Below are 23,342 nucleotides of genomic sequence, written 5' to 3'. Positions count from 1 at the left end.
ACACCGCACGCCTTGGGGTATTTCTAAGTCCATAGCTGTACACACAACAAGAACGAATCCCCTAGCAGGAGAGCAGCATGAAGCAGACGCAATACGTGGCTCGCGAGCCCGATGCGCAAGGTTTTATCGACTACCCCGCCGAAGAACACGCGGTGTGGAACACGCTGATCACTCGCCAATTGAAAGTGGTCGAGGGCCGTGCGTGCCAGGAATACCTGGACGGTATCGAAAAACTCGGTCTGCCCCACGACCGCATTCCGCAACTCGGTGAAATCAACAAGGTCCTCGGTGAAACCACCGGCTGGCAGGTTGCCCGAGTCCCCGCACTGATTCCCTTCCAGACCTTTTTCGAATTGCTGGCAAACAAGCAGTTCCCGGTGGCGACGTTTATTCGTACCCGCGAAGAGCTGGATTACCTGCAAGAACCGGACATTTTCCACGAGATCTTTGGCCACTGTCCGCTGCTGACCAACCCCTGGTTCGCCGAATTCACCCACACCTACGGCAAACTTGGCTTACAGGCGTCCAAGGAAGAACGCGTGTACCTGGCGCGCCTGTACTGGATGACCATCGAGTTCGGCCTGGTCGACACACCACAAGGCCTGCGCATCTACGGTGGCGGCATTCTGTCTTCGCCCAAAGAAACCGTTTACTGCCTGTCGGACGAGCCGGAGCATCAGGCCTTCGACCCGCTGGAATGCATGCGCACGCCGTACCGCATCGACATCTTGCAACCGCTGTACTTTGTCCTGCCGAACCTCAAGCGCCTGTTCGATCTGGCCCACGAAGACATCATGGGCATGGTCAAGCAAGGTATGCAGCTGGGGTTGCATACGCCGAAATTTCCGCCAAAGCCTAAAGCGGCCTAAGCAAATCCCGCTCGCGACTTGCGCGCAAAGATAGTAATTTCCAATAAGAATCGAATTCAGGAACACACCATGAACGCTCTGAACCAAGCCCATTGCGAAGCCTGCCGCGCCGATGCCCCTCAGGTCAGCGACGAAGAATTGCCGATCCTGATCAAGCAGATCCCTGACTGGAACATCGAAGTGCGCGACGGTGTGATGCAGCTGGAAAAAGTTTTCCTGTTCAAGAACTTCAAACACGCCCTCGCATTCACCAACGCCGTCGGCGAAATCTCCGAGGCCGAAGGTCACCACCCGGGCCTGCTGACCGAGTGGGGCAAAGTCACCGTCACCTGGTGGAGCCACTCCATCAAAGGCCTGCACCGCAACGACTTCATCATGGCCGCGCGCACTGACGAAGTGGCCAAGAATGCCGAGGGCCGCAAATAATGCATTTCGACGCCATCGGTCGAGTACCCGGCGACCCGATTCTCGGCCTGATGGAGGCCTATGCACTGGACCCCAACCCGCGCAAATTCGACCTTGGCGTGGGTGTCTACAAAGACGCCCAGGGCCTGACGCCAATCCTCGAGGCGGTGAAGCTCGCTGAGCAACACCTGGTGGATCGTCAATCCACCAAGACCTACATCGGCGGCCACGGCAATGTAGCGTTCGGCAAGGTCATCAACGAGTTGGTGCTTGGCGCTGATTCGGCGCTGATCGCCGAACAACGGGCCGGCGCCACTCAAACGCCGGGCGGCACCGGCGCGCTGCGCTTGAGCGCCGACTTCATCGCCCAATGCCTGCCGGGCCGTGGTGTGTGGCTGAGCAACCCGACCTGGCCGATCCACGAAACCATTTTCGCGGCAGCCGGGGTCAAGGTCAGTCATTACCCGTACGTGGGCAGCGATAACCGTCTTGATGTGGAAGCGATGCTGGCGGTGCTCAATCAAGCACCGAAGGGCGATGTGGTGCTGCTGCATGCCTGCTGCCACAACCCGACCGGTTTCGATCTGTCCCATGACGATTGGCGTCGGGTGCTGGACGTGGTGCGCAGTCGCGATTTGCTGCCTCTGATCGACTTCGCTTATCAAGGGTTCGGCGACGGCCTGGAGCAAGATGCCTGGTCGACCCGGCTGTTCGCCGCCGAGTTGCCGGAAGTGTTGATCACCAGTTCCTGCTCGAAGAACTTCGGCCTGTACCGCGACCGCACCGGTGCGCTGATTGTCTGCGCGCAAACCGCCGACAAGCTGGTGGACATCCGCAGCCAACTGGCCAACATCGCCCGTAACCTGTGGTCGACACCGCCGGATCACGGCGCCGCCGTGGTCGCGACTATCCTTGGCGATCCAGAACTGAAAAGCCGCTGGGCCGACGAAGTGGAAGCCATGCGTTTGCGCATTGCCCAACTGCGCAGCGGTCTGGTCGAAGCGCTTGAACCCCATGGCTTGCGCGAGCGATTTGCGCACATTGGTGTGCAACGCGGGATGTTTTCCTACACCGGTTTGTCGCCGGAGCAGGTTAAACAGCTGCGCGAGCATCACAGCGTTTACATGGTCAGCTCAGGCCGGGCGAACGTCGCGGGAATTGATGCAACGCGTCTGGACTTGCTGGCCGAAGCTATCGCTGAGGTCTGCAAGTAACCCTCTCCCAATGATCGTTCCCACGCGGAGCGTGGGAACGATCATCGCAGGCTCCGCCAGCTCCTACACAGACCTGTCTAGACAATCCCATCCGTCGCAACAATTGGATTTAAAAGTCTATTTGTCATTTCTCCTGCTGTATCCTGCGCAGGCTTTTTAAAAGCGCGGATCTACCAGATCTATCAACAGACTTAGCGAGGAGCGCGACATGCACGAGATCCCTAATCTCCCCTTCCCAAGCCTGCACGAAACTGAGCAGACAACCACGCAACAAGCCGGTGCCCAACAGCCCGAGACGAAAGAAGCACCTGAACGCCGCCAGGCCGACAGCGAAGACTGATACACCCGCACGACCAGACCGTGTGGAAAGCGCTAATATGCGCTTTCCACACCGCCTGAACCTTGAGCCCCCCCCATGACCGACGAATTCAGTGCAACCCAGGCTAGCGTCCTGATCGGCACCGCCGAGAAAATGATCGAGATCTGGAACCGCCTTTCCCCCGATAAACAAGCCGCCCTGCTGGCCCGCTTTGGCAGCGAAGAAAACGCCCTGGCCGCCCTGGTCACGACGCAACTGGTCGCCCCCGCAAAATCCTGATTATCCCCATCCGGCAAATAGTTTTACTTTTCCCCGCCCCGCGACCGCCCGCGCCGTTATCATAAGCAGCCTATCTATCCTGCTGCCCCGTGGACCTTTTACCCATGTCAGAAACCCAGCGCCCCCTGGCGGTCACGCTGCAAGTCGTTTCCATCGTCCTGTTCACATTCATCGGTTACCTGAATATCGGCATTCCCCTGGCTGTATTGCCCGGCTACGTTCACAGCGACCTCGGTTTTGGCGCCGTGATCGCCGGGCTGGTGATCAGCGTGCAATACCTGGCCACCCTGCTCAGCCGCCCTTACGCCGGGCGCATCATCGATAACAAGGGCAGCAAACTCGCGGTGATGTACGGCCTCGCCGGCTGTGGTTTGAGCGGTGTGTTCATGCTGATTTCGGCCTGGACCCAAAGCCTGCCGACGTTGAGCCTGATCAGCCTGTTGATCGGCCGACTGGTGCTCGGCAGCGCGGAAAGCCTGGTCGGCTCCGGGTCGATCGGCTGGGGCATCGGCCGGGTCGGCGCGGCGAATACCGCCAAAGTCATCTCCTGGAACGGCATCGCCAGTTACGGCGCGCTGGCGGTCGGCGCGCCGCTGGGAGTGCTGCTGGTGAGTCAATTGGGGTTGTGGAGCATGGGCGTGAGCATCGTGTTGCTGGCCGTTCTGGGCCTGGCGCTGGCCTGGCCGAAAACCGCGGCACCGATCGTTGTCGGCGAACGCTTGCCGTTCATGCACGTGCTGGGGCGCGTGCTGCCTCACGGTTGCGGTCTGGCCTTGGGCTCCATCGGCTTTGGCACCATCGCGACCTTCATCACCCTGTATTACGCCACTCAGCAGTGGTCTAACGCGGTGCTGTGCCTGAGCCTGTTCGGCGCCAGTTTTATCGGTGCGCGATTGCTGTTCGGTAACCTGATCAACCGCCTCGGCGGCTTTCGCGTGGCAATTGCCTGCTTGTCGGTGGAAACCCTTGGGCTATTGCTGCTGTGGCTGGCGCCGGATGCCCATTGGGCACTGGCTGGCGCGGCGCTGAGTGGTTTCGGTTTTTCGCTGGTGTTCCCGGCTTTGGGCGTGGAAGCGGTCAATCTGGTGCCCGCCTCCAGCCGTGGCGCGGCGGTTGGGGCGTACTCTCTGTTTATCGATTTGTCGCTGGGGATCACCGGGCCGCTGGCGGGTGCGATTGCGGCTGGATTTGGCTTTGCCTCGATCTTCCTGTTTGCCGCGTTGGCTGCGCTGAGCGGTTTGGCACTGAGCCTCTATTTGTACCGGCAAGCGCCAAAGCACCTTAATGAAAAGCACCGGGAAGAACGCGACGCCCCTTAGAAATCCACCTTGCCACGCCCGGCCTTGATGCTGCCGCGCTTGGTCTTGGATTCGAGCCGACGCTTCTTCGACCCGAGGGTCGGTTTGGTCGGGCGGCGTTTCTTTTCCACTTTGGTGGCGCTGAGGATCAACTCGGTCAACCGCTCCAGCGCATCGGCGCGATTGGCTTCCTGCGTGCGGTATTGCTGGGCCTTGATGATCAACACGCCTTCACTGGTGATGCGACTGTCGCGCAGCGCCAGCAGCCGTTCCTTGTAGAACTCGGGCAAGGACGAGGCCGGAATGTCGAAGCGCAGGTGCACGGCACTGGAGACCTTGTTGACGTTCTGCCCACCGGCGCCTTGGGCGCGAATGGCCGTCAATTCGATCTCGGCATCCGGCAGATGCACGTTGTTGGAAATCACCAGCATGGAAAAAAGTCCGTGTTCAGAACAAGAAGGATACCGCGAATAGATAAAAGGAATGCGGCCCCTGTGGGAGCGTGGCTTGCCCGCGATGAACGATAACGCGGTATGCCTGATGAACCGCGGCGCCTGAATCGCGGGCAAGCCCGCTCCCACAGGATTTTGTGTGGAACCCATAAATGACAAACCCGGCACATGGCCGGGTTTGTTGTTTCTGCGCTTTGTACTTACTTGGCAGCGGAACCCGCAGCCTGCAACGCCTGCTGGGCGCTGCGCTTGTTCTTGATGCCGTAGCAGATCCACATGAAGGCGACCCACACCGGAATCGCGTACACCGAGATCTGGATCCCCGGGATCAGCAGCATCACGCCAAGGATGAACACCACGAACGCCAGGCAAACATAGTTGCCGTACGGGTACCACAGGGCCTTGAACAACGGCGTCTGTTTGGTCTTGTTCATGTGCTGGCGGAATTTGAAGTGCGAGAAGCTGATCATCGCCCAGTTGATGACCAGGGTAGCCACCACCAACGACATCAACAGTTCCAGTGCATGTTGCGGAACCAGGTAGTTCAGCAGCACCGCGACCAGCGTCACGGCAGCCGACGCCAGGATCGAACGCACCGGCACGCCACGTTTGTCAATCTTCGACAGGGCCTTTGGCGCATCGCCCTGCTCGGCCATGCCCAGCAGCATGCGGCTGTTGCAGTAGGTGCCGCTGTTATACACCGACAGCGCCGCGGTCAGGACCACGAAGTTGAGGATGTGCGCGGCGGTGTTGCTGCCGAGCATCGAGAACACTTGCACGAACGGACTACCACTATAGGCATCGCCAGACGCATTCAACGTCGTCAGCAGGCTGTCCCAAGGGGTCAGCGACAGCAGGACCACCAGCGCACCGATGTAGAAAATCAGGATCCGGTAGATCACCTGGTTGATCGCTTTCGGGATCACGGTTTTCGGTTTGTCGGCTTCGGCTGCGGTGAAACCGAGCATTTCCAGACCGCCGAAGGAGAACATGATGATCGCCATGGCCATCACCAGACCACTAACGCCGTTCGGGAAGAAGCCGCCGTGTTCCCACAGGTTGGTCACAGAGGCTTGCGGGCCGCCGTTGCCGCTGACCAGCAGATAGCTGCCCAAGGCAATCATGCCGACAATCGCCACAACCTTGATGATCGCGAACCAGAATTCGGCCTCGCCAAAGACTTTGACGTTGGCCAGGTTGATCAAGTTGATCAAGACGAAGAAGCCGGCTGCCGAGACCCAGGTCGGGATGTGTGGCGCCCAGTAGTGGATGTATTTGCCGACCGCGGTCAGCTCGGACATGCCCACCAGGATGTACAGAATCCAGCAGTTCCAGCCCGACAGGAAGCCGGCAAAACCGCCCCAGTATTTGTGGGCGAAGTGGCTGAAGGAACCGGCGACGGGCTCTTCGACAATCATTTCGCCCAGTTGGCGCATGATCATGAAAGCGATGAAGCCGCAGATGGCATAGCCGAGGATCATCGACGGGCCAGCGGATTTGAGCACGCCGGCCGAGCCGAGGAACAACCCGGTACCGATCGCGCCACCGAGGGCGATCAGTTGAATATGGCGATTTTTCAGGCCGCGTTTAAGCTCGCCTGAATGCGAGTTTTGTCCACTCATGAAAAGGGTCTCACGCAAGGTTTGATGATGTTCAGTAGACGTTGCTGCTCAGTTGCGATTTCAAGCAGCGCCGATCAAACCCCAGCGCAGGCACCAGGAGTTCAGCGTTTTTACGACAGTCATGCGTCACCTGTTTGTTTTTATCTGTGACGAAATCGAACCCGACACGCTCGTGACGCGGCGGAGTGAACAAGGCGGGTAGCCTTGAGGTTTGCGCGGTTGCGCAGAGGGTCACAGTTAAAACGCGGCGCATTGTACACCTGTAACCCCCTGCTGCCAGACACTGCTGGATCAGCGCGTCGGTTGCCGGGATTGCCTGTGTCCGCCTCGAGAGCCTCGGGCGGCTGCAAAAATTGAGTCAGACCTTTGCAGGTCATCGATAAGGGCAGCGTAAAAATCGCCCTTTGGGGAGAGATGGAGATGAGTCACGGCGTTCATTGCGCCTCCTTCTTGTTATGCACCTGCACGACAGGCATGGGGCGCATCTCACCCTTCATACGCTGCTGAAACAAGCGTGCCAGAGCCCTTGAAGGTGGCAAACCCGGCGTCTGGCGGAAGGTTTTCCTTACAGACCTTTCCCTCGCGGTATTCCACGGGGTTTGAGAGCGCTTTTCGTAAGGTTTTATTGACAAGGCGTAACGTAAATTTTCCAAATCAGATCAAAAGTCCAACTGACTGTAAATTGACGATAGCAAGCTTCCTAAGGATATATTCTGCTTAGTTTTCTGTTTTTTATTAAGAAAATTGCCTTTCGAAAAATGGAATAAATAGTTCAAATGAAAATTGTTTAATTATTTTTTTGCATTCTAAAACCCTGTGAACTAGTTTTTCAGCGACTTGCCGAGCCGCATCGACCGGCACGTTGACGCGATCTTCAACGAATGAAAAGCGCGTCGCTGTTCTTACCGAAGCTGTTCTTACCGAAGAAGTCATCTAGGAGATTCACCATGCAAGCACTGGACAAAGACTTGGACACTGAACTGCAACTGGACGATTGGTTTGAAGCACCGACCCATGAAGCCGCCGTCGAAATGATGCAAGCCGACGCGGTTGTTCCGTTCGGCACGGCGATGTGGCCTCTGTAAGACATCCCGGCAGGCATGATCCGGCCGGTGGTGCCTGCCACTTTCTCGGTTTGTCAGGGAGGACTACATGGATAAGCAACGCGCCATCTCGCATTTCCTTTACTACCTCGAACATCACCCTGCCGTTGCCGGTATCAACCCGGCGAAGGTCTTGCTCGGCCACACCGCTGATTACGAGGCACTGACCGGCGCCATCGCCGAACAGGCCGGTAACAGCCCACGATTCAGCTTCAGCGCAATGCGTCTGGACCTCGAACCCACCGAATTGCTGGCCCAGGCGATTACCGACAGCGACCTGTACGTTTTCTTCTACGACTCTTCCACCCTGCCCAACCCGCGTCCCGACGGCCCGGAGTTTGTTCGCGCGCTGCAAGGCGTGATGGCAGAGCACTGGAAGAAGTCATTGCTGTTCAAGGATTACGGCGATTACTTCTACGACACGTTCAGTGTCACCCCGCAGCGAATTGCCGGGTTGAACAGCCACTTGATCCAGCGCATGTCCCACGCCACCACCCTGAGCTTCAAAGATGATCATGGGTCCTGGTTCGAAACCCCCTTGAGCAGTATCAAGAAGTGGACCGACATCAACGGTATCGGCAACTTCGACCTGGCGCCCGGCGAGATCGCCACTCATAGCGAGGCCATTAATGGGCGGGTGAAGTTTATGGGGACTTTCCTCAGTACGATTCCATTTGCCCGCAAGTACGGCGTATTGGCGTCACCGTTGGAGTTGTGGATCGAAAACTCCACCATCAGCAAAATCGCCACCGACGTGCCGGGGCTGGAACATGACTTCAACAAGTACCTGGACGCCAATCCGTCCAATCGAAGAATCGAGGAGTTGGGGATCGGCACCAATGAAGGCGTGAAAGAGTTGTATGCGCGCAATGCCGGGTTCGAGGAGCGCCATTGCGGCTTGCACCTTGGCTTGGGCGGAGGCGCCAAGGGTAGCCATCATTTAGACCTGATCTTCTCCAGTGGCGTGTTGGCGCTGGATGATGACCCGCTGTTTGATGGACGGTTTGTCTTCTAGCTGATCGTTCCCACGCGGAGCGTGGGAACGATCAAAAACCAGCCAAAAAAAACGCCATCCCGAGGGGTGGCGTTTTTCATGGGGCGCTTACCGATTACTCAGGCTTGCGACGACCAAAGCCCGGACGCTGGCCGGAACTGGCTGGCGCGCCGCGGCGTTTGCCCGATGGCGCGTCACGGTCGACCAGCACGATGCCTGGGCGTTTCTTCGGCGCCGGCTTGGCCGGGCGCTTGGTGTCGGTCGGGCGGTCTGCCACGGGTGTACCACGACCGGCAGGCGCGCCGCGATCGCTACGACCACCGGACGGAGCACCACGGCCTTCACCGCGCTCAGTGCGACCGTTGGCCGGACGCGGAGTGCGTGGGCCGCGTTCGCCGTCCTGACGTGGCGCTGGCTTGCGGGCCGGGCGTTCGCCTTCGAGCTGTGGCTCGCGGGATTCGCGCGGGCTGGCAGCGACCGAACCAGCGGCTGGACGCAAAGTACGCACGCGTTCGGTCTTACCCACCGGACGGGACGATTTGCGCTGCATACGCTCAAGCTTGTCTTTGCTCTTGGCGTTCATTTGCGGCATCGCCACCGGCGTCAGGCCGACTTCAGCACTGAGAATGTCGACTTCGTACTGGCTCATTTCGCGCCAGCGGCCCATCGGCAGGTCGGAGTTGAGGAACACCGGGCCGAAACGCACGCGCTTCAGACGGCTGACCACCAAACCCTGGGACTCCCACAGACGACGGACTTCGCGGTTACGACCTTCCATCACCACGCAGTGGTACCAGTGGTTGAAACCTTCGCCACCCGGAGCCTGCTTGATGTCGGTGAACTTGGCCGGGCCGTCTTCGAGCACCACGCCTGCCTTCAGGCGTTCAATCATCTCGTCGTCGACTTCGCCACGAACACGTACCGCGTATTCACGGTCCATTTCGTAGGAAGGGTGCATCAGGCGGTTGGCCAATTCACCGTCGGTGGTGAACATCAGCAAACCGGTGGTGTTGATGTCCAGACGACCGATGTTGATCCAGCGACCTTCTTTCGGGCGCGGCATTTTGTCGAACACGGTCGGACGACCTTCAGGGTCGTTACGGGTGCAGATTTCACCGTCGGGCTTGTTGTACATGATCACGCGGCGCACCGACTCGGCGGCTTCTTCGCGCTTGATCACCCGGCCATCGATGGTGATGGCGTCATGCAGGTCGACGCGCTGGCCGAGGGTGGCGTCTTTGCCATTGACCTTGATGCGGCCGTGGCTGATCCAGGCTTCTACGTCACGGCGCGAGCCGACGCCGATACGGGCGAGGACTTTCTGCAGTTTTTCGCCTGCGGGGCCGATTTCCTGGTCGTCTTTCTGGTCGTTGATACTCATCTGGGCACCTCCCGGTGTGGTCTGTTCAGGCTTTTGCCTGAAGCGATGTAAATCTGGGTACTTTTTTGAAGCGCTTGGGCGAAGCGATCGCCGAAGGGTCGCGAATCATACGCTCATGGAGACGTTCGCGCATCAGAGACTAGCTGATCAATGAAGACTTACTTGATTTTCCGCCGACCGGTGGTGCCGGGTTCGATCAACCGCAGTCGATACTCCAGTCAACACAACACCCTGTGGGAGCGGGCTTGCCCACAGGATTTGGGTCAATCTTCGAACTGGCGGCGCTCGGCCTCGATTGCTTCTGCCAGAGCCTTGGCTTCGGCCTCTTCGTCGGTCAACTCGGGCTCGGGTTTCGACTGCTCGAGAGCGGCAACGGCGGCCAGGAGCTTTTCGCGAGCTTCGGCGACGCCAAGAATGTCATCTTCCTGTACTTCATCTTCGACTTCGACTTCAGCTTCAGCTTCAGCCTCGACCTGAGGTTCAACTTCGGTTTCAGGCTCAGGCTCTGCCAACTCCCCTTCGGTCTCAGTCACCGCCCCATCCCGCAACAAATCGTCGAAGTCGGTCTTGAGGCCCTCTTCCATGGTGTCCAGTTCCAGCAACAGCGTGTGGAAACTGGTTTCCTCCTTGGGCTCCTCCGGTTCGGCGCTGGCGTCGGCGAGCTCTTGCAACCCGGCCGGCACCGGAGCGTCGTCGAAATCCAGGACAGGATCAGGTTCCAGCTCACGCAGTTCGGCCAGCGGCGGCAGGTCGTCAAGGTTTTTCAGGTTGAAGTGATCGAGAAACGCCTTGGTGGTGGCGAACATCGCCGGTTTGCCGGGCACGTCGCGATAACCGACGATGCGGATCCACTCACGCTCCAGCAAGGTCTTCACGATGTGGCTGTTGACTGCCACACCACGCACGTCTTCGATCTCGCCCCGGGTGATCGGCTGACGATAGGCGATCAGGGCCATGGTTTCGAGCATGGCGCGGGAATAGCGTTGCGGTCGCTCTTCCCACAAACGTCCTACCCACGGCGCGAACTTTTCGCGGATCTGCAGGCGATACCCGGAGGCAACTTCCTTCAACTCGAAAGCACGGCCGTCGCAGGACTTGGCCAGAATCGTCAGCGCTTTCTTGAAAACAGGGGGCTCGGGCCGCTCGCCTTCTTCGAAGAGTTCGAACAGGCGTTCAAGCGATTGCGGTTTTCCCGAGGCCAACAGAAAGGCTTCAAGCAGTGGCGCCAGCTCGCGGGGTTCAGTCAGGTTCATGATTCAACTCGTTATTCGGCTCGGGCCCGGACATGGATCGCCGCGAACGGCTCATTCTGCACCAGCTCGACCAAGGATTCTTTGACCAGTTCGAGGATCGCCATAAAGGTCACCACCACCCCCAGGCGCCCTTCTTCAGCGGTGAACAGCTCGATAAACGGCACAAAACCGCCGCCCTTGAGCCGTTCCAGCACATCGCTCATGCGCTCGCGGGTGGACAGTGCTTCACGGCTGACCTGGTGGCTTTCGAACATGTCGCCACGGCGCAAGACCTCGGCCATGGACATCAGCAACTCTTCCAGGCTCACATCCGGTAACAGTTTGCGCGCCCGGGCTTCCGGCGCATCGAGCTTGGGCACCACCACGTCGCGACCGACGCGGCTCAGGCCATCGATGCCTTCGGCGGCAGCCTTGAAGCGCTCGTACTCCTGCAAGCGGCGAATCAGCTCAGCGCGCGGATCGTCCTCTTCGTCTTCAATCGTTTCGGCACGGGGCAACAACATCCGCGACTTGATCTCGGCCAGCATCGCGGCCATCACCAGGTACTCGGCGGCCAGCTCCAGGCGCACCGACTGCATCAACTCGACATACCCCATGTACTGCCGGGTGATTTCCGCCACCGGGATGTCGAGGATGTTGATGTTCTGTTTGCGGATCAGGTACAGCAGCAAGTCGAGCGGGCCTTCGAAGGCCTCAAGAAAGACCTCGAGCGCATCCGGCGGGATGTACAGGTCCAGCGGCATTTCCATGACCGCCTGGCCATAGACCATGGCGAAAGGCAGTTCTTGCTGGGCGCCGGCCTGGCTGTCGACGGGTTCTACTGCAGACATCTAGGCCTCGGCCATGAAAGGCGCAGGGTCGCCGCAACCGACACGGATGACTTCCGGTTCGCCGTCGGCGAGGCTGATCACGGTGGATGCCTTGATCCCGCCGAAACCGCCGTCGATGATCAAGTCCACCTGATGCTCAAGCAACTGACGCATCTCGTGGGGATCGGTCAGCGGGTCGGTGTCGCCGGGCATGATCAGGGTCACGCTCATCAGCGGCTCGCCGAGCTGCTCCAACAGCGCCAGCGCAATCGGATGGCTGGGCACACGCAGGCCGATGGTGCGTTTTTTCGGGTGCAGCAACAGCCGCGGGACTTCGCGGGTGGCGTTGAGAATAAAGGTGTAAGGGCCCGGTAAGTGAGCCTTGAGCACCCGGAAGGTGCCGGTATCGATCTTGGCAAACAGCCCCAACTGCGACAGGTCGCTGCAAATCAGCGCGAAGTTGTGCTTTTCATCCAGCTTACGCAGCCGGCGCACGCGCTCCACGGCGTTTTTGTCGCCGATCTGGCAACCAATGGCGTAGGAAGAGTCTGTGGGATAAATCACCACCCCGCCGTTGCGGATGATCTCGACAGCCTGTTTGATCAGGCGCGGTTGCGGGTTTTCCGGATGAATCTGGAAAAATTGACTCACATTCTCTACCTGTTCAGACGGCGGCAATAATTGGGTCATGTTTGAATCGACACCACAGTGGTGGCAGATCCTCCGGGAGCGGGCGGTATTCACCGATCTCGGACCAGCCTCCAGGGCCATGAAAATCACTGCCGGCGCTGACCAGCAGACCAAACTCGCGGGCTAGAATCGCCAGGCTGCCCACCTGTTCGGCGGGTTGATGGCCATTGACCACTTCAATCGCGTGGCCCCCTGCTTGAATATAGTCGGCAATCAGGCGACGACGCTTGCTACGAGTGAAATCGTAGTGCCAGGGATGCGCAAGGCTGACCCAGGCACCCGCGGCGCGCAGGGTTTCGACGGTGTCCTCCAGGGTCGGCCAGTGTTGTTTGACGTCTCCCAGTTTGCCGGCGCCCAGCCATTTGCGGAACGCTTCGGCGCGATCCTTGACGAAACCTTCGCGCACCATCCAGTCGGCGAAATGCGGACGGGCTGGCGCATTACCGCTGTCGCCCAGTTCCTGTTGAATGGCCCGGGCGCCGTCAAGCGCCCCCGGCATGCCTTTTAACGCCAACTTGCGGCTTATTTCTTCGGACCGTAGCCAGCGGCCATCGTGCAATTTTGCGATGGCCTCGACCAACGGCGGCGCATTGACGTCGAAACCGTAGCCCAAAACGTGAATGGTCGCCCCGCCCCAGGTGCAGGACAACTCCACGCCATTGACCAGATGCATCCCCAGCGCCGTCGCGGCGCCACGGGCCTCGTCGAGGCCTTCAAGGGTGTCGTGATCGGTCAAGGCCAGGACTCGCACACCTTTCTCGAACGCACGCGCAACCAGTACCGCAGGCGCGAGGGCGCCATCGGAAGCCGTGCTATGGCAGTGCAAATCAACATTCACAGGACTGTGTAACCTCAAATCAGCTGACGCTATCGCGCGTCAATATGTTTGTTATTATGCCGCCACATCCTGCTTCTGGCTGCCACTGTGAAACAATTCATCGACTTCATCCCGCTTCTGCTGTTTTTCATCGTCTTCAAAATCGATCCACGCATCGTCGACATCGGCGGATATCAACTGTCTGTCGGTGGTATTTACAGCGCCACCGCAGTGCTGATCATCAGCTCCCTGGTGGTCTACGGCACGCTGTACATCAAGCAGCGCAAGCTGGAGAAGAGCCAGTGGCTGACCCTCATCGCCTGCCTGGTCTTCGGTAGCCTGACCCTGGCGTTCCACAGCGAGACCTTCCTGAAATGGAAAGCTCCGGTGGTCAACTGGCTGTTCGCCCTAGGGTTCATCGGCAGCCACTTCGTCGGCGACCAACTGCTGATCAAACGCATCATGGGCCACGCGCTGACCCTGCCAGAGCCGGTCTGGACCCGTCTGAACATCGCCTGGATCGGATTTTTCCTGTTTTGCGGCGCCGCCAACCTGTTTGTGGCGTTCACCTTCCAGAGCTACTGGGTCGACTTCAAAGTCTTCGGCAGCCTGGGCATGACGTTGCTGTTCCTGGTCGCCCAGGGCATTTACTTGTCCCGCCACCTGCACGACGCCGATACCACAACGCCAAAAACCGAGGACTGACATGCTTTACGCAATCATTGCCACAGACGTCGCCAACTCCCTGGAAGCCCGCCTGGCCGCACGGCCTGCGCACCTTGAGCGCCTGCAAGTGCTTAAAGGCGAGGGTCGTATCGTATTGGCCGGCCCGCACCCGGCCGTCGACAGCAATGATCCGGGCGCGGCGGGTTTCACCGGCAGCCTGATCGTTGCTGAATTCGATTCGCTGAGCGCCGCACAGGCCTGGGCCGACGCCGACCCTTACATCGCCGCAGGCGTCTACGCCAATGTTTTGGTCAAGCCGTTCAAGCAAGTCCTGCCATAAAGCCCTCCCGCGCGATGAGCCTTGTCGGTTCATCGCGCCTTTCAATCGCTCATTATTCTTGTTTACCGGCCGACAACCTGCCCAGTACTCGTATTGGAATCAGGAGTTGCGATGCGCAAAGGTCCGTTGTGTCTGATGTTGGTGACGTTGTCGATCATGGCGCCCGCCCATGGTGAAGAGAGCGCCAATGGCGGTAGTTCGACGCCGCTGTCCTTGAGCGCCGGCGGCCAGATCTCCGAGTTGCAGCAGCGCTTGAAGGCAAGCGAACAGCAACGAGAAGAACTGAGCAAACAACTGCAAAATACCGATAGCGAACGTGAAAGCGCTCAGCTGAGCCGGTTGCGCCAGGAGAATCAGCGCCTCAAGCTGCAACTCAAGGAGGCTCAGGCCAGCAGCTCGCTGCCACGCCTGCTGACAGATCAGCAGCAATGGTTCGTTATCGGTGCCGCAGTAGCGCTATTGGCCTTGCTCTGCGGTATCTTCGCCAGTGGTGCAACCAGAAAACGTCGGCAATGGCTAAATTGAGTGAGTGATGAGCGAGCTGTTATTAATTGATGATGACCAAGAGCTGTGTGAGCTCCTGAGCAGTTGGCTGAGCCAGGAAGGCTTTCAGGTCCGCGCCTGCCACGACGGCCAGAGTGCTCGTCGTGCATTGGCTGAAACATCCCCCGCGGCCGTGGTGCTGGACGTGATGCTGCCGGATGGCAGCGGCCTGGAACTGCTCAAGCAACTGCGCAGTGACCATCCGGATTTACCGGTGCTGATGCTTTCAGCTCGCGGCGAACCGCTGGACCGCATTCTCGGCCTGGAACTCGGTGCCGATGATTACCTGGCAAAACCGTGCGACCCACGGGAGCTGACAGCCCGCCTGCGCGCGGTGTTGCGTCGCAGTCATCCGACAGCAGTTTCCAGCCAGCTCGAACTGGGCGACCTGTGCTTCAGCCCCGTGCGTGGCGTGGTCAGCATCGATGAACAGGAATTCACCCTCACCGTCTCCGAAAGCCGCCTGCTCGAAGCCCTGCTCAAGCAGCCCGGCGAACCGCTGGACAAACAGGAACTGGCGCAAATCGCCCTCGGTCGCAAGCTGACCCTGTACGACCGCAGCCTGGATATGCACGTGAGCAACCTGCGCAAAAAAATCGGCCCGCACCCCGACGGCCGCCCACGCATCGTGGCCCTGCGCAGTCGTGGTTACTACTACAGCCTCTGAACCCACGCGATCCTTCGTAGCAGCTGTCGAGCCCCAGCGAGGCTGCGTTCGGCTGCGAAGCAGTCGTAAAACCTGCTTGCACGTTCTTTCAGTTACACCGCGTCAGGCGGATCACGACTGCTTCGCAGCCGAACGCAGCCTCGCAGGCTCGGCAGCTGCTACAGGTCATGTTTCGTCAGAGAGCAATGCTGGAATTGTCAGCAAGGTAGAAAATCATCTTTACCCAAGCTTTACGCTCCGCTGACCGCCGCTGACCTTGATCTCCGTAATCTGAACACATCCGGAACGTACCGGGAACGAGACAAGGAGATACACCATGCGCAAGACTCTTATCGCTTTGATGTTTGCTGCCGCCCTGCCGACCGTTGCCATGGCCATGCCTGAAGGCGCAGGTCCGATGGGTGAACACATGGACGGCTCACGCCACGGCGGTCAGATGCACGGCATGCACGGTAAAGGCCCTTACAGCCAACTGGACCTGAGCCGCGAACAGCGCGAGCAAATCCGCAAGATCATGGGCGAGCAGATGCATGAGCGTCGGCAATTGGTCGACAAGTATCTGGAAAAACTCTCGCCAGCCGACCAGAAAGCCCTGAAAGACGAGATGGAGGCCAAGCACAAGAAAGCCGAAGCCGACGTTCGCGCGCTGCTGAAACCGGATCAACAGAAGCAATTCGACGAGATCCAGAAGAAAAAGGCTGAGCGTCGCGCCGAATGGGCCGAGTTCAAGGCCTGGAAAGCGCAGCAAGCGCAAAAAGCGCAATAATGCGCTAACCCTGGACCCAACGGCTAAACCCCGTTGGGTCTGTTGCCATTTAGTTAATTGTGGGAGCGAGCCTGCTCGCGATAGCGTCCTTTCAGTCACGTTGATGTTGAATGTGCCGACGCTATCGCGAGCAGGCTCGCTCCCACATGGATTTGCGCTAGTTGAGGATTTTCTGTGCGCTCATTGTTCTGGCGTATCCTGGCCAGCTTCTGGCTGGCCATCGCTCTGGTTGCAGGGCTCTCCATTCTGCTCGGGCACATGCTCAACCAGGACGCGTGGATTCTCAGTCGCCACCCAGGCCTCAACACCCTGGCCGAACAGTGGACGCAAACCTACGAAAGCCAGGGTGAAGAAGCCGCCCAGGACATTCTGGAACAGCGCAAGCGTCAGTATCACATCAACGTTCAAGTGCTCAACGAGGCCGGTGACCCGGTGGTCCGCGGCACCTTTCCGCGGCGAGCGGCGGCCTTCGAAGCCCGGCAGAACAACGATGATCGGCGCCTGCCATGGCGGCGTCTGACCGATGAATACACCAGCGCCAAGACAGGCGACACCTATCTGCTGATCTATCGCGTTCCGCACCCGGAACTGGACGCCTGGCACCGTGAAAGCCTGCTCTGGCCGTTGAGTGCACTGGGCATCGCGCTGGTGGTATTGACCCTGTTCAGCTTACTGGTGACCTTTTCCATCACGCGACCACTGAGCCGTTTACGAAGCGCCGTGCATGACTTGGGGCAGACGACGTATCAACAGAACAGCCTGGCGCAGCTGGCCAACCGCCGCGATGAATTCGGCGTGCTGGCCAACGACTTCAATCGCATGGGCGCACGCTTGCAAAGCCTGATCGGCAGCCAGCGGCAATTGCTGCGGGACGTGTCTCACGAATTACGCTCACCCTTGGCCCGACTGCGCATAGCATTGGCGCTGGCCGAGCGGGCCAATCCTGAGGAGCGGGAAAAACTCTGGCCACGCCTGACCCGTGAATGCGATCGACTGGAAGCGCTGATCAGCGAAATCCTGGTACTGGCGCGGGTCGATGCCGACAACGCCAGTGCTGAAGAAGTGGATCTCAACACGCTGCTCAATACCCTGCAAAAAGATGCGCAGTTGGGCTCGCCCGAGCAGAACGTACGCCTTGAGGCCGAGCCGCAACTGAACCTCAAAGGCTGGCCGACCATGATCGAGCGTGCAGTGGACAACCTGCTGCGCAATGCCCAGCGCTTTAACCCGGTCGGGCAGCCGATCGAAATGCAGGCGTTGCGTCAGGGCGACAGGATTGTAGTCAGCGTGCGCGATCACGGCCCCGGTGTAGAGGCCGAGCATTTGAATCAGCTGGCTGAACCCTTCTATCGGGCACCGGGGCAGACAGCGGCCGGGCATGGCCTGGGGCTGGCCATTGCGCGTCGTGCGGCGGAGCGACATGGCGGCAGTCTGGTGCTGGCCAATCACCCGCAGGGCGGGTTTGTTGCCAGCCTGGAATTGCCGTTGGTGCCGGGGGCTGTGGTTCAACCCTGAACACTGTGGGAGCGTTCCCTCAGTTACTACCCGGCCAGGCGCTAACGAACTCGCTCAGGTCAACTTTTTCCGCAACACGCGGTTCTTTCTGCGGCGTGCCAAGGTAAAGAAACGCAATCACCTCCTCCCCTTCCGCCAGCCCCAAACCTTTAGCCACATGCGCCGAATAAGCCAGCTCACCGGTGCGCCACACCGCGCCAATGCCTTGCGCATAGGCCGCCAGCAAAATCCCGTGAGCCGCACAACCTGCCGCCAATAGTTGCTCGGACTTGGGATACTTGTCGTGCTCCTGCAAACGCGCAATCACCACGACCACCAGTGGCGCACGTAACGGACCGTTGCGCGCCTTGTCCAGCAAGGCCTCGGACACATCACTATCCTGCAGCTTCGCCGCCTCGGCCAGCAACTCGCCCATCTGCTCGCGCGCCGCGCCTTCGACTGTCAGGAAGCGCCACGGCTGCAAATGGCCATGGTCTGGCGCGCGCATCGCGGCGGCAAACAGCACTTCCCGTTGCTCGGCAGTGGGCGCCGGATCGAGCAGTCGTGGGACGGAAACACGGTTGAGCAAAGCGTCGAGAGCCTGCATCGGCCACCTCCTGTAGAAAATGTTTGGCTATTCTAGCGTCAACTGTCGCGACGGCGTCGGTTTACATGCCCTGACCCGCAGGTAGAATGACGCCCTTCCTACTATTAGCCCGAGCGGACTTCATGGCGTTGCCGACCTTACGGATCATTGGTTTCATCATCGGCATCTTCCTGATCACGCTGGCCATCGCCATGGTCGTGCCCATGGCCACCCTGGTGATCTTCGAACGCACCAGCGACCTGCCGTCGTTCCTCTGGGCGAGCATGATCACCTTTGTTGCCGGCCTGGCCCTGGTCATTCCGGGACGCCCCGAGCACATCCATCTGCGCCCGCGAGACATGTACCTGCTGACCGTCAGCAGCTGGCTGGTGGTGTGCATCTTCGCCGCCCTGCCATTCTTGCTGACCCAACACATCACCTACACCGACTCGTTTTTCGAAAGCATGTCCGGCATCACCGCCACCGGTGCGACGGTGCTCAACGGCCTGGACAACATGTCTCCCGGCATCCTGATGTGGCGCTCATTGCTACACTGGATCGGCGGCATCGGCTTTATCGGCATGGCGGTAGCGATTCTGCCACTGCTGCGCATCGGTGGCATGCGGCTGTTTCAGACCGAGTCGTCGGACCGTTCCGAAAAGGTCATGCCCCGTTCGCACATGGTGGCGCGTTTGATCGTTGCGGCCTACGTCGGCATCACCATTTTGGGCAGCCTGGCGTTCTGGTGGGCCGGGATGAGCCCGTTCGATGCAATCAATCACGCGATGTCGGCGATTTCCACCGGCGGCTTCTCCACCTCCGACAAGTCTTTGGCCAATTGGCCGGAGCCTGCGGTGCATTGGGTCGCCGTCGTCATCATGATTCTCGGTGCCCTGCCGTTCACCCTGTATGTCGCCACATTGCGCGGTAACCGCCGGGCATTGATCAAGGACGAACAGGTTCAAGGCCTGCTCGGCATGTTGCTGGTGACCTGGCTGGTGCTCGGCACCTGGTACTGGTGGACCACCCAGCTGCACTGGCTGGAGGCCTTGCGGCATGTGGCGCTGAACGTGACGTCGGTAGTGACCACCACCGGTTTTGCACTGGGGGACTACAGCCTCTGGGGCAACTTCTCGCTGATGCTGTTCTTTTATCTGGGGTTTGTTGGCGGCTGCTCCGGCTCGACTGCTGGCGGGATCAAGATTTTCCGCTTCCAGGTTGCCTACATTCTGCTCAAGGCCAACCTTAACCAGTTGATTCACCCACGCGCGGTGATCAAGCAGAAGTACAACGGCCACCGTCTCGACGAAGAGATCGTGCGCTCGATCCTGACCTTTTCGTTCTTCTTCGCCATCACCATTTGCGTCATCGCACTGCTGCTGTCGCTACTGGGCGTGGACTGGATGACCGCGCTTACCGGCGCGGCCGCCACGGTGTCTGGCGTAGGCCCGGGGCTTGGCGAAACGATTGGCCCGGCGGGTAACTTCGCCAGCCTGCCGGATGCCGCGAAGTGGATTCTCTCGTTCGGCATGCTCCTGGGCCGGCTGGAGATCATTACGGTGTTTGTTCTGTGTATCCCGGCGTTCTGGCGTCACTAATGGGCATGGGTGCTTCCATCAGCCGCGTCCGGTATTCGCCGGGAGTGGAATCGAACCAGCGTCGGAAGGCGCGGAAGAAATTGCTCGGATCAGCAAACCCCAGCAGGTAGGCAATTTCCAGCAGGGTCATGTTCGGTTGCGCAAGGTATTGCTCGGCCAGTTCACGTCGGGTGTCGTCCAGCAACGTTTGAAAACTCGTGCCCTCTTCCTGCAAGCGACGCTGCAAGGTGCGTTGCGACAAGTGCAGCGTCTGGGCCACCGCATCGCGCTTGGGTTCGCCCTGGGGCAGCAGACGGCATAACACCTGCCGCGCCTTGTGGGTCACGCGGGTTTCGGAAAACCGCGCCAGGTATTCGCCGGCAAACCGGTCGTGCAACCGCGCCATGGCCTCGTTGGCGGTGGGCAGCGGCGCCTCCATGTCGGCGCGCTCGAAGATCAACGCGTCATAAGGCGCGTTGAACATCAACGGGGCATGGAAGGCTTGTTTATAGGGTTCAAGATCAACGGGGTCATCGCCTTGCAGCAAGACTTTGCGCGGCTGGAGCGCGTGGCCGGTTAGCCAGCCGCAAAGTGCCAGAGCGCAGGCCATTGATGCTTCGGCACTCTGTCGGGTCGGCGGCAGGTGATCGCCATGGACCGTCAGAATCAGTGCATAACCCTCATCCAGCAATCGGAAACTCAAGTCGGCACTTTCGGCGATGATTCGCTGATAACGCACCAGACGTTGAAAGCCTTCAGCCAGGGTCTGGCTGGACATCAAGGCATAACCGGCGACATGGAAGGACGCCGGTCGCACCACCTTGCCCATGTTCAGGCCAATCGCCGGGTTGCCGGACAGCTCGACCGCGCGCTGCCAGAGCCGCGTCATGGAATCCTGCGGGAAGCGCGCATCCGGATCATCCAGTGCCGCATAGTCGAGCCCTAGCTGCTTGAACAGAACCCGACAATCCAGGCCGTCCATTTCCAGCGCTTTGACAATCCCCATCGCCCAGCTTGCAGAAGTCGTTCGTTCGCTCATGGCGTTTACTACGTGATGGCCGCATGCCACGACCAATACCCAAGGATACTAAAGTGGCGCCTATTGTCACTGGCTGATACCAATGATCACTCTAGACTTAAATAAGCCACCCGCAGAGCAAGTTGTCGCGTGCACAGCCACCACAGAGATCGCAGTCGTGGAAAACATCAAGCGTTTCAATAGCTTCGCTGAGTTTTACCCGTATTACCTCAGCGAACATCGCAACAGCATTTGCCGACGATTGCACTTTGTCGGCACCACGCTGGTTATTTTCATTCTGGCCCTGACCATCGGCAAAGGTGCGTGGTTGATGTTGCTAGCCCTGCCGCTGGCCGGTTACAGCTTCGCCTGGGTCGGGCATTTCTTCTTCGAGAAGAATCGCCCTGCCACCTTTCAGCATCCTCTTTACAGCCTGCTCGGCGATTTCGTCATGTACCGCGACATGATTCTGGGTCGCGTGCCGTTCTAGGCTCCATTGGCTACAAAAGCGTCATGTGCAGCCAATGCTGGATCCAGTTCCTACACTCAACACACCCCTTTCGATCAGGACAAGAGGATAGCCGATGAATGTCCATGCCCGTTTTACCCATATGCAGGACGGCACGCAGGAAGACTGGGCGATCATCGCTGCAGATTTCAGCGCCTATGCCCGGCAATTGCCCAAACGGATCGTGGCGCACCTGAAATTATTGGAGGGGGATTTCGGCGGTTTCCCGGTGGATCGTCTGACCCACTCCCTGCAAACCGCCAGCCGCGCATGGCGCGATGGTCGCGACGAAGAGTACGTGGTCTGCGCGCTGCTCCATGACATCGGAGACACACTGGGCTCCTACAATCACCCGGACATCGCCGCGGCGATCCTCAAGCCATTCGTCAGCGCCGAGAACCTGTGGATGGTGGAGAAGCATGGGATTTTCCAGGGCTATTACTTCTTTCATCACCTGGGCATGGACCGGCATTTACGCGAGCAATTCAGCGGTCATCCGCAGTATCAGGCGACCATCGAATTTTGCGCCCGGTATGATGCGGCGGCGTTCGATCCGGCGTACGACACGCTACCGCTGAGCTTCTTCGAACCGATGATGGAGCGGTTGTTTGCGCAGCCGAAGAACTCGATTTACAAGGCGGCGATGGAAGAACACGCGCCAGCCTGACAGGTCTCAGGGGGACCGCTTCGCGATGAGGTCGGCCAATACACCCGATTTTTAAGCCGGCTCCGCGACCTTCACCGCCTTCAACTCCGCCTCCCGCGCCTGGGCATCGGCCAACCGATACAGCTCGATCGACCCATCCCAATGCTCGATCAGCGCCGTGCACGACTCCACCCAATCCCCGCAATTGAGGTAATCCACCCCGCCGACCTTGCGAATCTCGGCATGGTGAATGTGCCCGCACACCACACCGTGCAACTCGCGTTTGACGCATTCGTGGGCGATGGCTTCTTCAAAATCGCTGATGAAACTGACGGCGGTCTTGACCTTGTGCTTGAGGTACGCCGACAGCGACCAGTAGCCATAGCCATAACGGGCACGCCAATGGTTGAGCCAGCGGTTGAGCGTCAGGGTGAATTCGTAGGCCGAGTCGCCAAGAAAGGCCAGCCAGCGGTGGTAGCGGGTGATCACGTCGAACTGGTCGCCGTGGATCACCAGCAAATGACGGCCATCGGCGGTCACGTGCACGGCTTCGTCCACGAGTTGGATATTGCCCAGTATCAGCTTTGAATAACGGCGCAGGAATTCGTCATGGTTGCCGGTGACGTAGATCACTTCGGTGCCACGCTTGCTCATGGTCAGCAGGCGACGGATTACATTGGTATGCGCCTGTGGCCAATACATGCCGCTGCGCAGTTTCCAGCCGTCGATGATGTCGCCGACCAGGTAGACCTTGTCCGCGTGGTAGCCCTTGAGAAATTGCGACAGGTGTTCGGCCTGGCAGTCCCGGGTGCCCAAATGCACGTCGGAAATCCATAAGGTCCGCACACGTTGCTTACGGCTGGGTTTGGCGAGCTCGGCGCTGGTCATGGGCAACCCTCAGGACAAGTTTTGGCAAGCTTGCACCGGTCGGGTGAATTGCCCATGACAATCGCAAGTCAGTCCCGTGACAACGTGCGAACGCATCCCTCGGTGTAGACTGGCGACCTCACTCATCAAATCGCCATG

General features: G+C 59.3%; 27 protein-coding genes. 17 read left to right on the top strand and 10 right to left on the bottom strand.

Translation table 11 applies throughout. The features are described 5' to 3' along the window. Positions 1-77 precede the first annotated feature (77 nt). From phhA to MMG91_RS17790, 6 genes are all read left to right on the top strand, one after another. Positions 78-869 carry a phenylalanine 4-monooxygenase gene (phhA, locus tag MMG91_RS17815; RefSeq protein ID WP_030131496.1) on the top strand — a complete coding sequence of 264 codons (792 nt, stop codon included), beginning with the start codon at positions 78-80 and terminating at the stop codon, positions 867-869. Positions 870-938: 69 nt separating this feature from the next. Next, entirely contained in the window at positions 939-1,295 is a 357-nt protein-coding gene (locus MMG91_RS17810; RefSeq protein WP_305448726.1) for a 4a-hydroxytetrahydrobiopterin dehydratase, read from the top strand. Continuing rightward, a complete protein-coding gene (locus tag MMG91_RS17805; RefSeq protein ID WP_405046548.1) occupies positions 1,295-2,488 on the top strand; it encodes an amino acid aminotransferase in 1,194 nt (397 codons plus the stop codon). Before MMG91_RS17810 ends, MMG91_RS17805 begins: the two co-directional genes overlap by 1 nt. 208 nt (positions 2,489-2,696) lie before the next feature. After that, complete coding sequence (locus MMG91_RS17800; RefSeq protein WP_007902501.1) at positions 2,697-2,828, top strand: hypothetical protein; 132 nt, start codon at positions 2,697-2,699, stop codon at positions 2,826-2,828. A 75-nt stretch (positions 2,829-2,903) separates the two neighbouring features. Continuing rightward, a complete protein-coding gene (locus tag MMG91_RS17795; RefSeq protein WP_310660278.1) occupies positions 2,904-3,086 on the top strand; it encodes a hypothetical protein in 183 nt (60 codons plus the stop codon). Between the two features lie 104 nt (positions 3,087-3,190). Continuing rightward, positions 3,191-4,405, top strand: a complete 1,215-nt coding sequence (locus MMG91_RS17790; protein WP_305505292.1) for an MFS transporter — start codon at positions 3,191-3,193, stop codon at positions 4,403-4,405. Here MMG91_RS17790 and arfB read toward each other — a convergent pair. Beyond that, on the bottom strand, positions 4,402-4,815 hold the full coding sequence (gene arfB, locus MMG91_RS17785; RefSeq protein ID WP_008010994.1) for an alternative ribosome rescue aminoacyl-tRNA hydrolase ArfB: 414 nt from the start codon (positions 4,813-4,815) through the stop codon (positions 4,402-4,404). The genes MMG91_RS17790 and arfB overlap by 4 nt on opposite strands. Positions 4,816-5,036: 221 nt before the next feature. Beyond that, the gene (locus MMG91_RS17780) at positions 5,037-6,458 is read right to left on the bottom strand and encodes an amino acid permease (RefSeq protein ID WP_305448723.1); all 1,422 of its coding nucleotides are present in this window, start codon (positions 6,456-6,458) and stop codon (positions 5,037-5,039) included. 947 nt (positions 6,459-7,405) lie between these two features. Between MMG91_RS17780 and MMG91_RS17775 the strand changes: the two genes are divergently transcribed. Beyond that, entirely contained in the window at positions 7,406-7,543 is a 138-nt protein-coding gene (locus MMG91_RS17775) for a hypothetical protein (protein WP_007938535.1), read from the top strand. A 67-nt stretch (positions 7,544-7,610) separates the two neighbouring features. Further along, on the top strand, positions 7,611-8,576 hold the full coding sequence (locus MMG91_RS17770) for a leucyl aminopeptidase (protein ID WP_305448722.1): 966 nt from the start codon (positions 7,611-7,613) through the stop codon (positions 8,574-8,576). A 94-nt stretch (positions 8,577-8,670) separates the two neighbouring features. On the opposite strand, the gene rluB is transcribed toward MMG91_RS17770, so the two are convergent. The 5 genes from rluB to MMG91_RS17745 form a co-directional block, all read right to left on the bottom strand. Next, on the bottom strand, positions 8,671-9,936 hold the full coding sequence (gene rluB / locus MMG91_RS17765; RefSeq protein WP_310660277.1) for a 23S rRNA pseudouridine(2605) synthase RluB: 1,266 nt from the start codon (positions 9,934-9,936) through the stop codon (positions 8,671-8,673). Between the two features lie 263 nt (positions 9,937-10,199). Then, a complete protein-coding gene (gene scpB / locus MMG91_RS17760; RefSeq protein ID WP_310660276.1) occupies positions 10,200-11,189 on the bottom strand; it encodes an SMC-Scp complex subunit ScpB in 990 nt (329 codons plus the stop codon). 11 nt (positions 11,190-11,200) lie between these two features. Beyond that, positions 11,201-11,959, bottom strand: a complete 759-nt coding sequence (locus tag MMG91_RS17755; RefSeq protein ID WP_310660338.1) for a ScpA family protein — start codon at positions 11,957-11,959, stop codon at positions 11,201-11,203. 60 nt (positions 11,960-12,019) lie between these two features. Continuing rightward, entirely contained in the window at positions 12,020-12,649 is a 630-nt protein-coding gene (locus tag MMG91_RS17750; protein ID WP_305505286.1) for an L-threonylcarbamoyladenylate synthase, read from the bottom strand. Between the two features lie 13 nt (positions 12,650-12,662). Continuing rightward, the gene (locus tag MMG91_RS17745) at positions 12,663-13,526 is read right to left on the bottom strand and encodes a PHP domain-containing protein (protein WP_305448718.1); all 864 of its coding nucleotides are present in this window, start codon (positions 13,524-13,526) and stop codon (positions 12,663-12,665) included. A gap of 87 nt (positions 13,527-13,613) precedes the next feature. On the opposite strand from MMG91_RS17745, the gene MMG91_RS17740 reads away from it, so the two are divergent. From MMG91_RS17740 to MMG91_RS17715, 6 genes are all read left to right on the top strand, one after another. Beyond that, positions 13,614-14,210, top strand: a complete 597-nt coding sequence (locus MMG91_RS17740; RefSeq protein WP_305505284.1) for a septation protein A — start codon at positions 13,614-13,616, stop codon at positions 14,208-14,210. Position 14,211: 1 nt separating this feature from the next. Beyond that, complete coding sequence (locus MMG91_RS17735; protein WP_007984134.1) at positions 14,212-14,511, top strand: YciI family protein; 300 nt, start codon at positions 14,212-14,214, stop codon at positions 14,509-14,511. Positions 14,512-14,622: 111 nt separating this feature from the next. Next, entirely contained in the window at positions 14,623-15,036 is a 414-nt protein-coding gene (locus tag MMG91_RS17730; protein ID WP_310660275.1) for a translation initiation factor 2, read from the top strand. Between the two features lie 7 nt (positions 15,037-15,043). Further along, complete coding sequence (locus tag MMG91_RS17725; RefSeq protein ID WP_008010984.1) at positions 15,044-15,721, top strand: response regulator transcription factor; 678 nt, start codon at positions 15,044-15,046, stop codon at positions 15,719-15,721. Between the two features lie 316 nt (positions 15,722-16,037). Further along, positions 16,038-16,487 carry an LTXXQ domain protein gene (locus tag MMG91_RS17720; protein ID WP_310660274.1) on the top strand — a complete coding sequence of 150 codons (450 nt, stop codon included), beginning with the start codon at positions 16,038-16,040 and terminating at the stop codon, positions 16,485-16,487. 174 nt (positions 16,488-16,661) lie between these two features. Next, positions 16,662-18,002 (top strand): HAMP domain-containing sensor histidine kinase, encoded by a 1,341-nt coding sequence (locus tag MMG91_RS17715; protein WP_310660273.1) that lies wholly within the window; start codon positions 16,662-16,664, stop codon positions 18,000-18,002. A 19-nt stretch (positions 18,003-18,021) separates the two neighbouring features. Here the strand turns inward: MMG91_RS17715 and MMG91_RS17710 are convergent, their stop codons facing one another. Then, a complete protein-coding gene (locus tag MMG91_RS17710; protein ID WP_305448715.1) occupies positions 18,022-18,588 on the bottom strand; it encodes an NAD(P)H nitroreductase in 567 nt (188 codons plus the stop codon). Positions 18,589-18,710: 122 nt separating this feature from the next. On the opposite strand from MMG91_RS17710, the gene MMG91_RS17705 reads away from it, so the two are divergent. Beyond that, positions 18,711-20,165 carry a TrkH family potassium uptake protein gene (locus MMG91_RS17705; RefSeq protein WP_305448714.1) on the top strand — a complete coding sequence of 485 codons (1,455 nt, stop codon included), beginning with the start codon at positions 18,711-18,713 and terminating at the stop codon, positions 20,163-20,165. Here the strand turns inward: MMG91_RS17705 and MMG91_RS17700 are convergent. Further along, positions 20,122-21,183 carry an AraC family transcriptional regulator gene (locus MMG91_RS17700; protein ID WP_310660272.1) on the bottom strand — a complete coding sequence of 354 codons (1,062 nt, stop codon included), beginning with the start codon at positions 21,181-21,183 and terminating at the stop codon, positions 20,122-20,124. The two genes, MMG91_RS17705 and MMG91_RS17700, sit on opposite strands and share 44 nt — an antisense overlap. A gap of 157 nt (positions 21,184-21,340) precedes the next feature. Between MMG91_RS17700 and MMG91_RS17695 the strand changes: the two genes are divergently transcribed. Together MMG91_RS17695 and MMG91_RS17690 are read left to right on the top strand one after the other, a co-directional pair. Continuing rightward, positions 21,341-21,652, top strand: a complete 312-nt coding sequence (locus MMG91_RS17695; protein WP_310660271.1) for an Mpo1-like protein — start codon at positions 21,341-21,343, stop codon at positions 21,650-21,652. A gap of 94 nt (positions 21,653-21,746) precedes the next feature. Next, positions 21,747-22,337 (top strand): HD domain-containing protein, encoded by a 591-nt coding sequence (locus MMG91_RS17690; RefSeq protein WP_305448711.1) that lies wholly within the window; start codon positions 21,747-21,749, stop codon positions 22,335-22,337. A gap of 51 nt (positions 22,338-22,388) precedes the next feature. On the opposite strand, the gene MMG91_RS17685 is transcribed toward MMG91_RS17690, so the two are convergent. Next, positions 22,389-23,204, bottom strand: a complete 816-nt coding sequence (locus tag MMG91_RS17685) for a UDP-2,3-diacylglucosamine diphosphatase (protein WP_095051704.1) — start codon at positions 23,202-23,204, stop codon at positions 22,389-22,391. Between the last annotated feature and the right edge of the window lie 138 nt (positions 23,205-23,342).

The sequence above is a fragment of the Pseudomonas sp. JL3 genome (genome assembly GCF_031570575.1).
Classification (GTDB): domain Bacteria; phylum Pseudomonadota; class Gammaproteobacteria; order Pseudomonadales; family Pseudomonadaceae; genus Aquipseudomonas; species Aquipseudomonas cucumis.
This window is presented reverse-complemented; position numbering and strand designations above follow the sequence as displayed.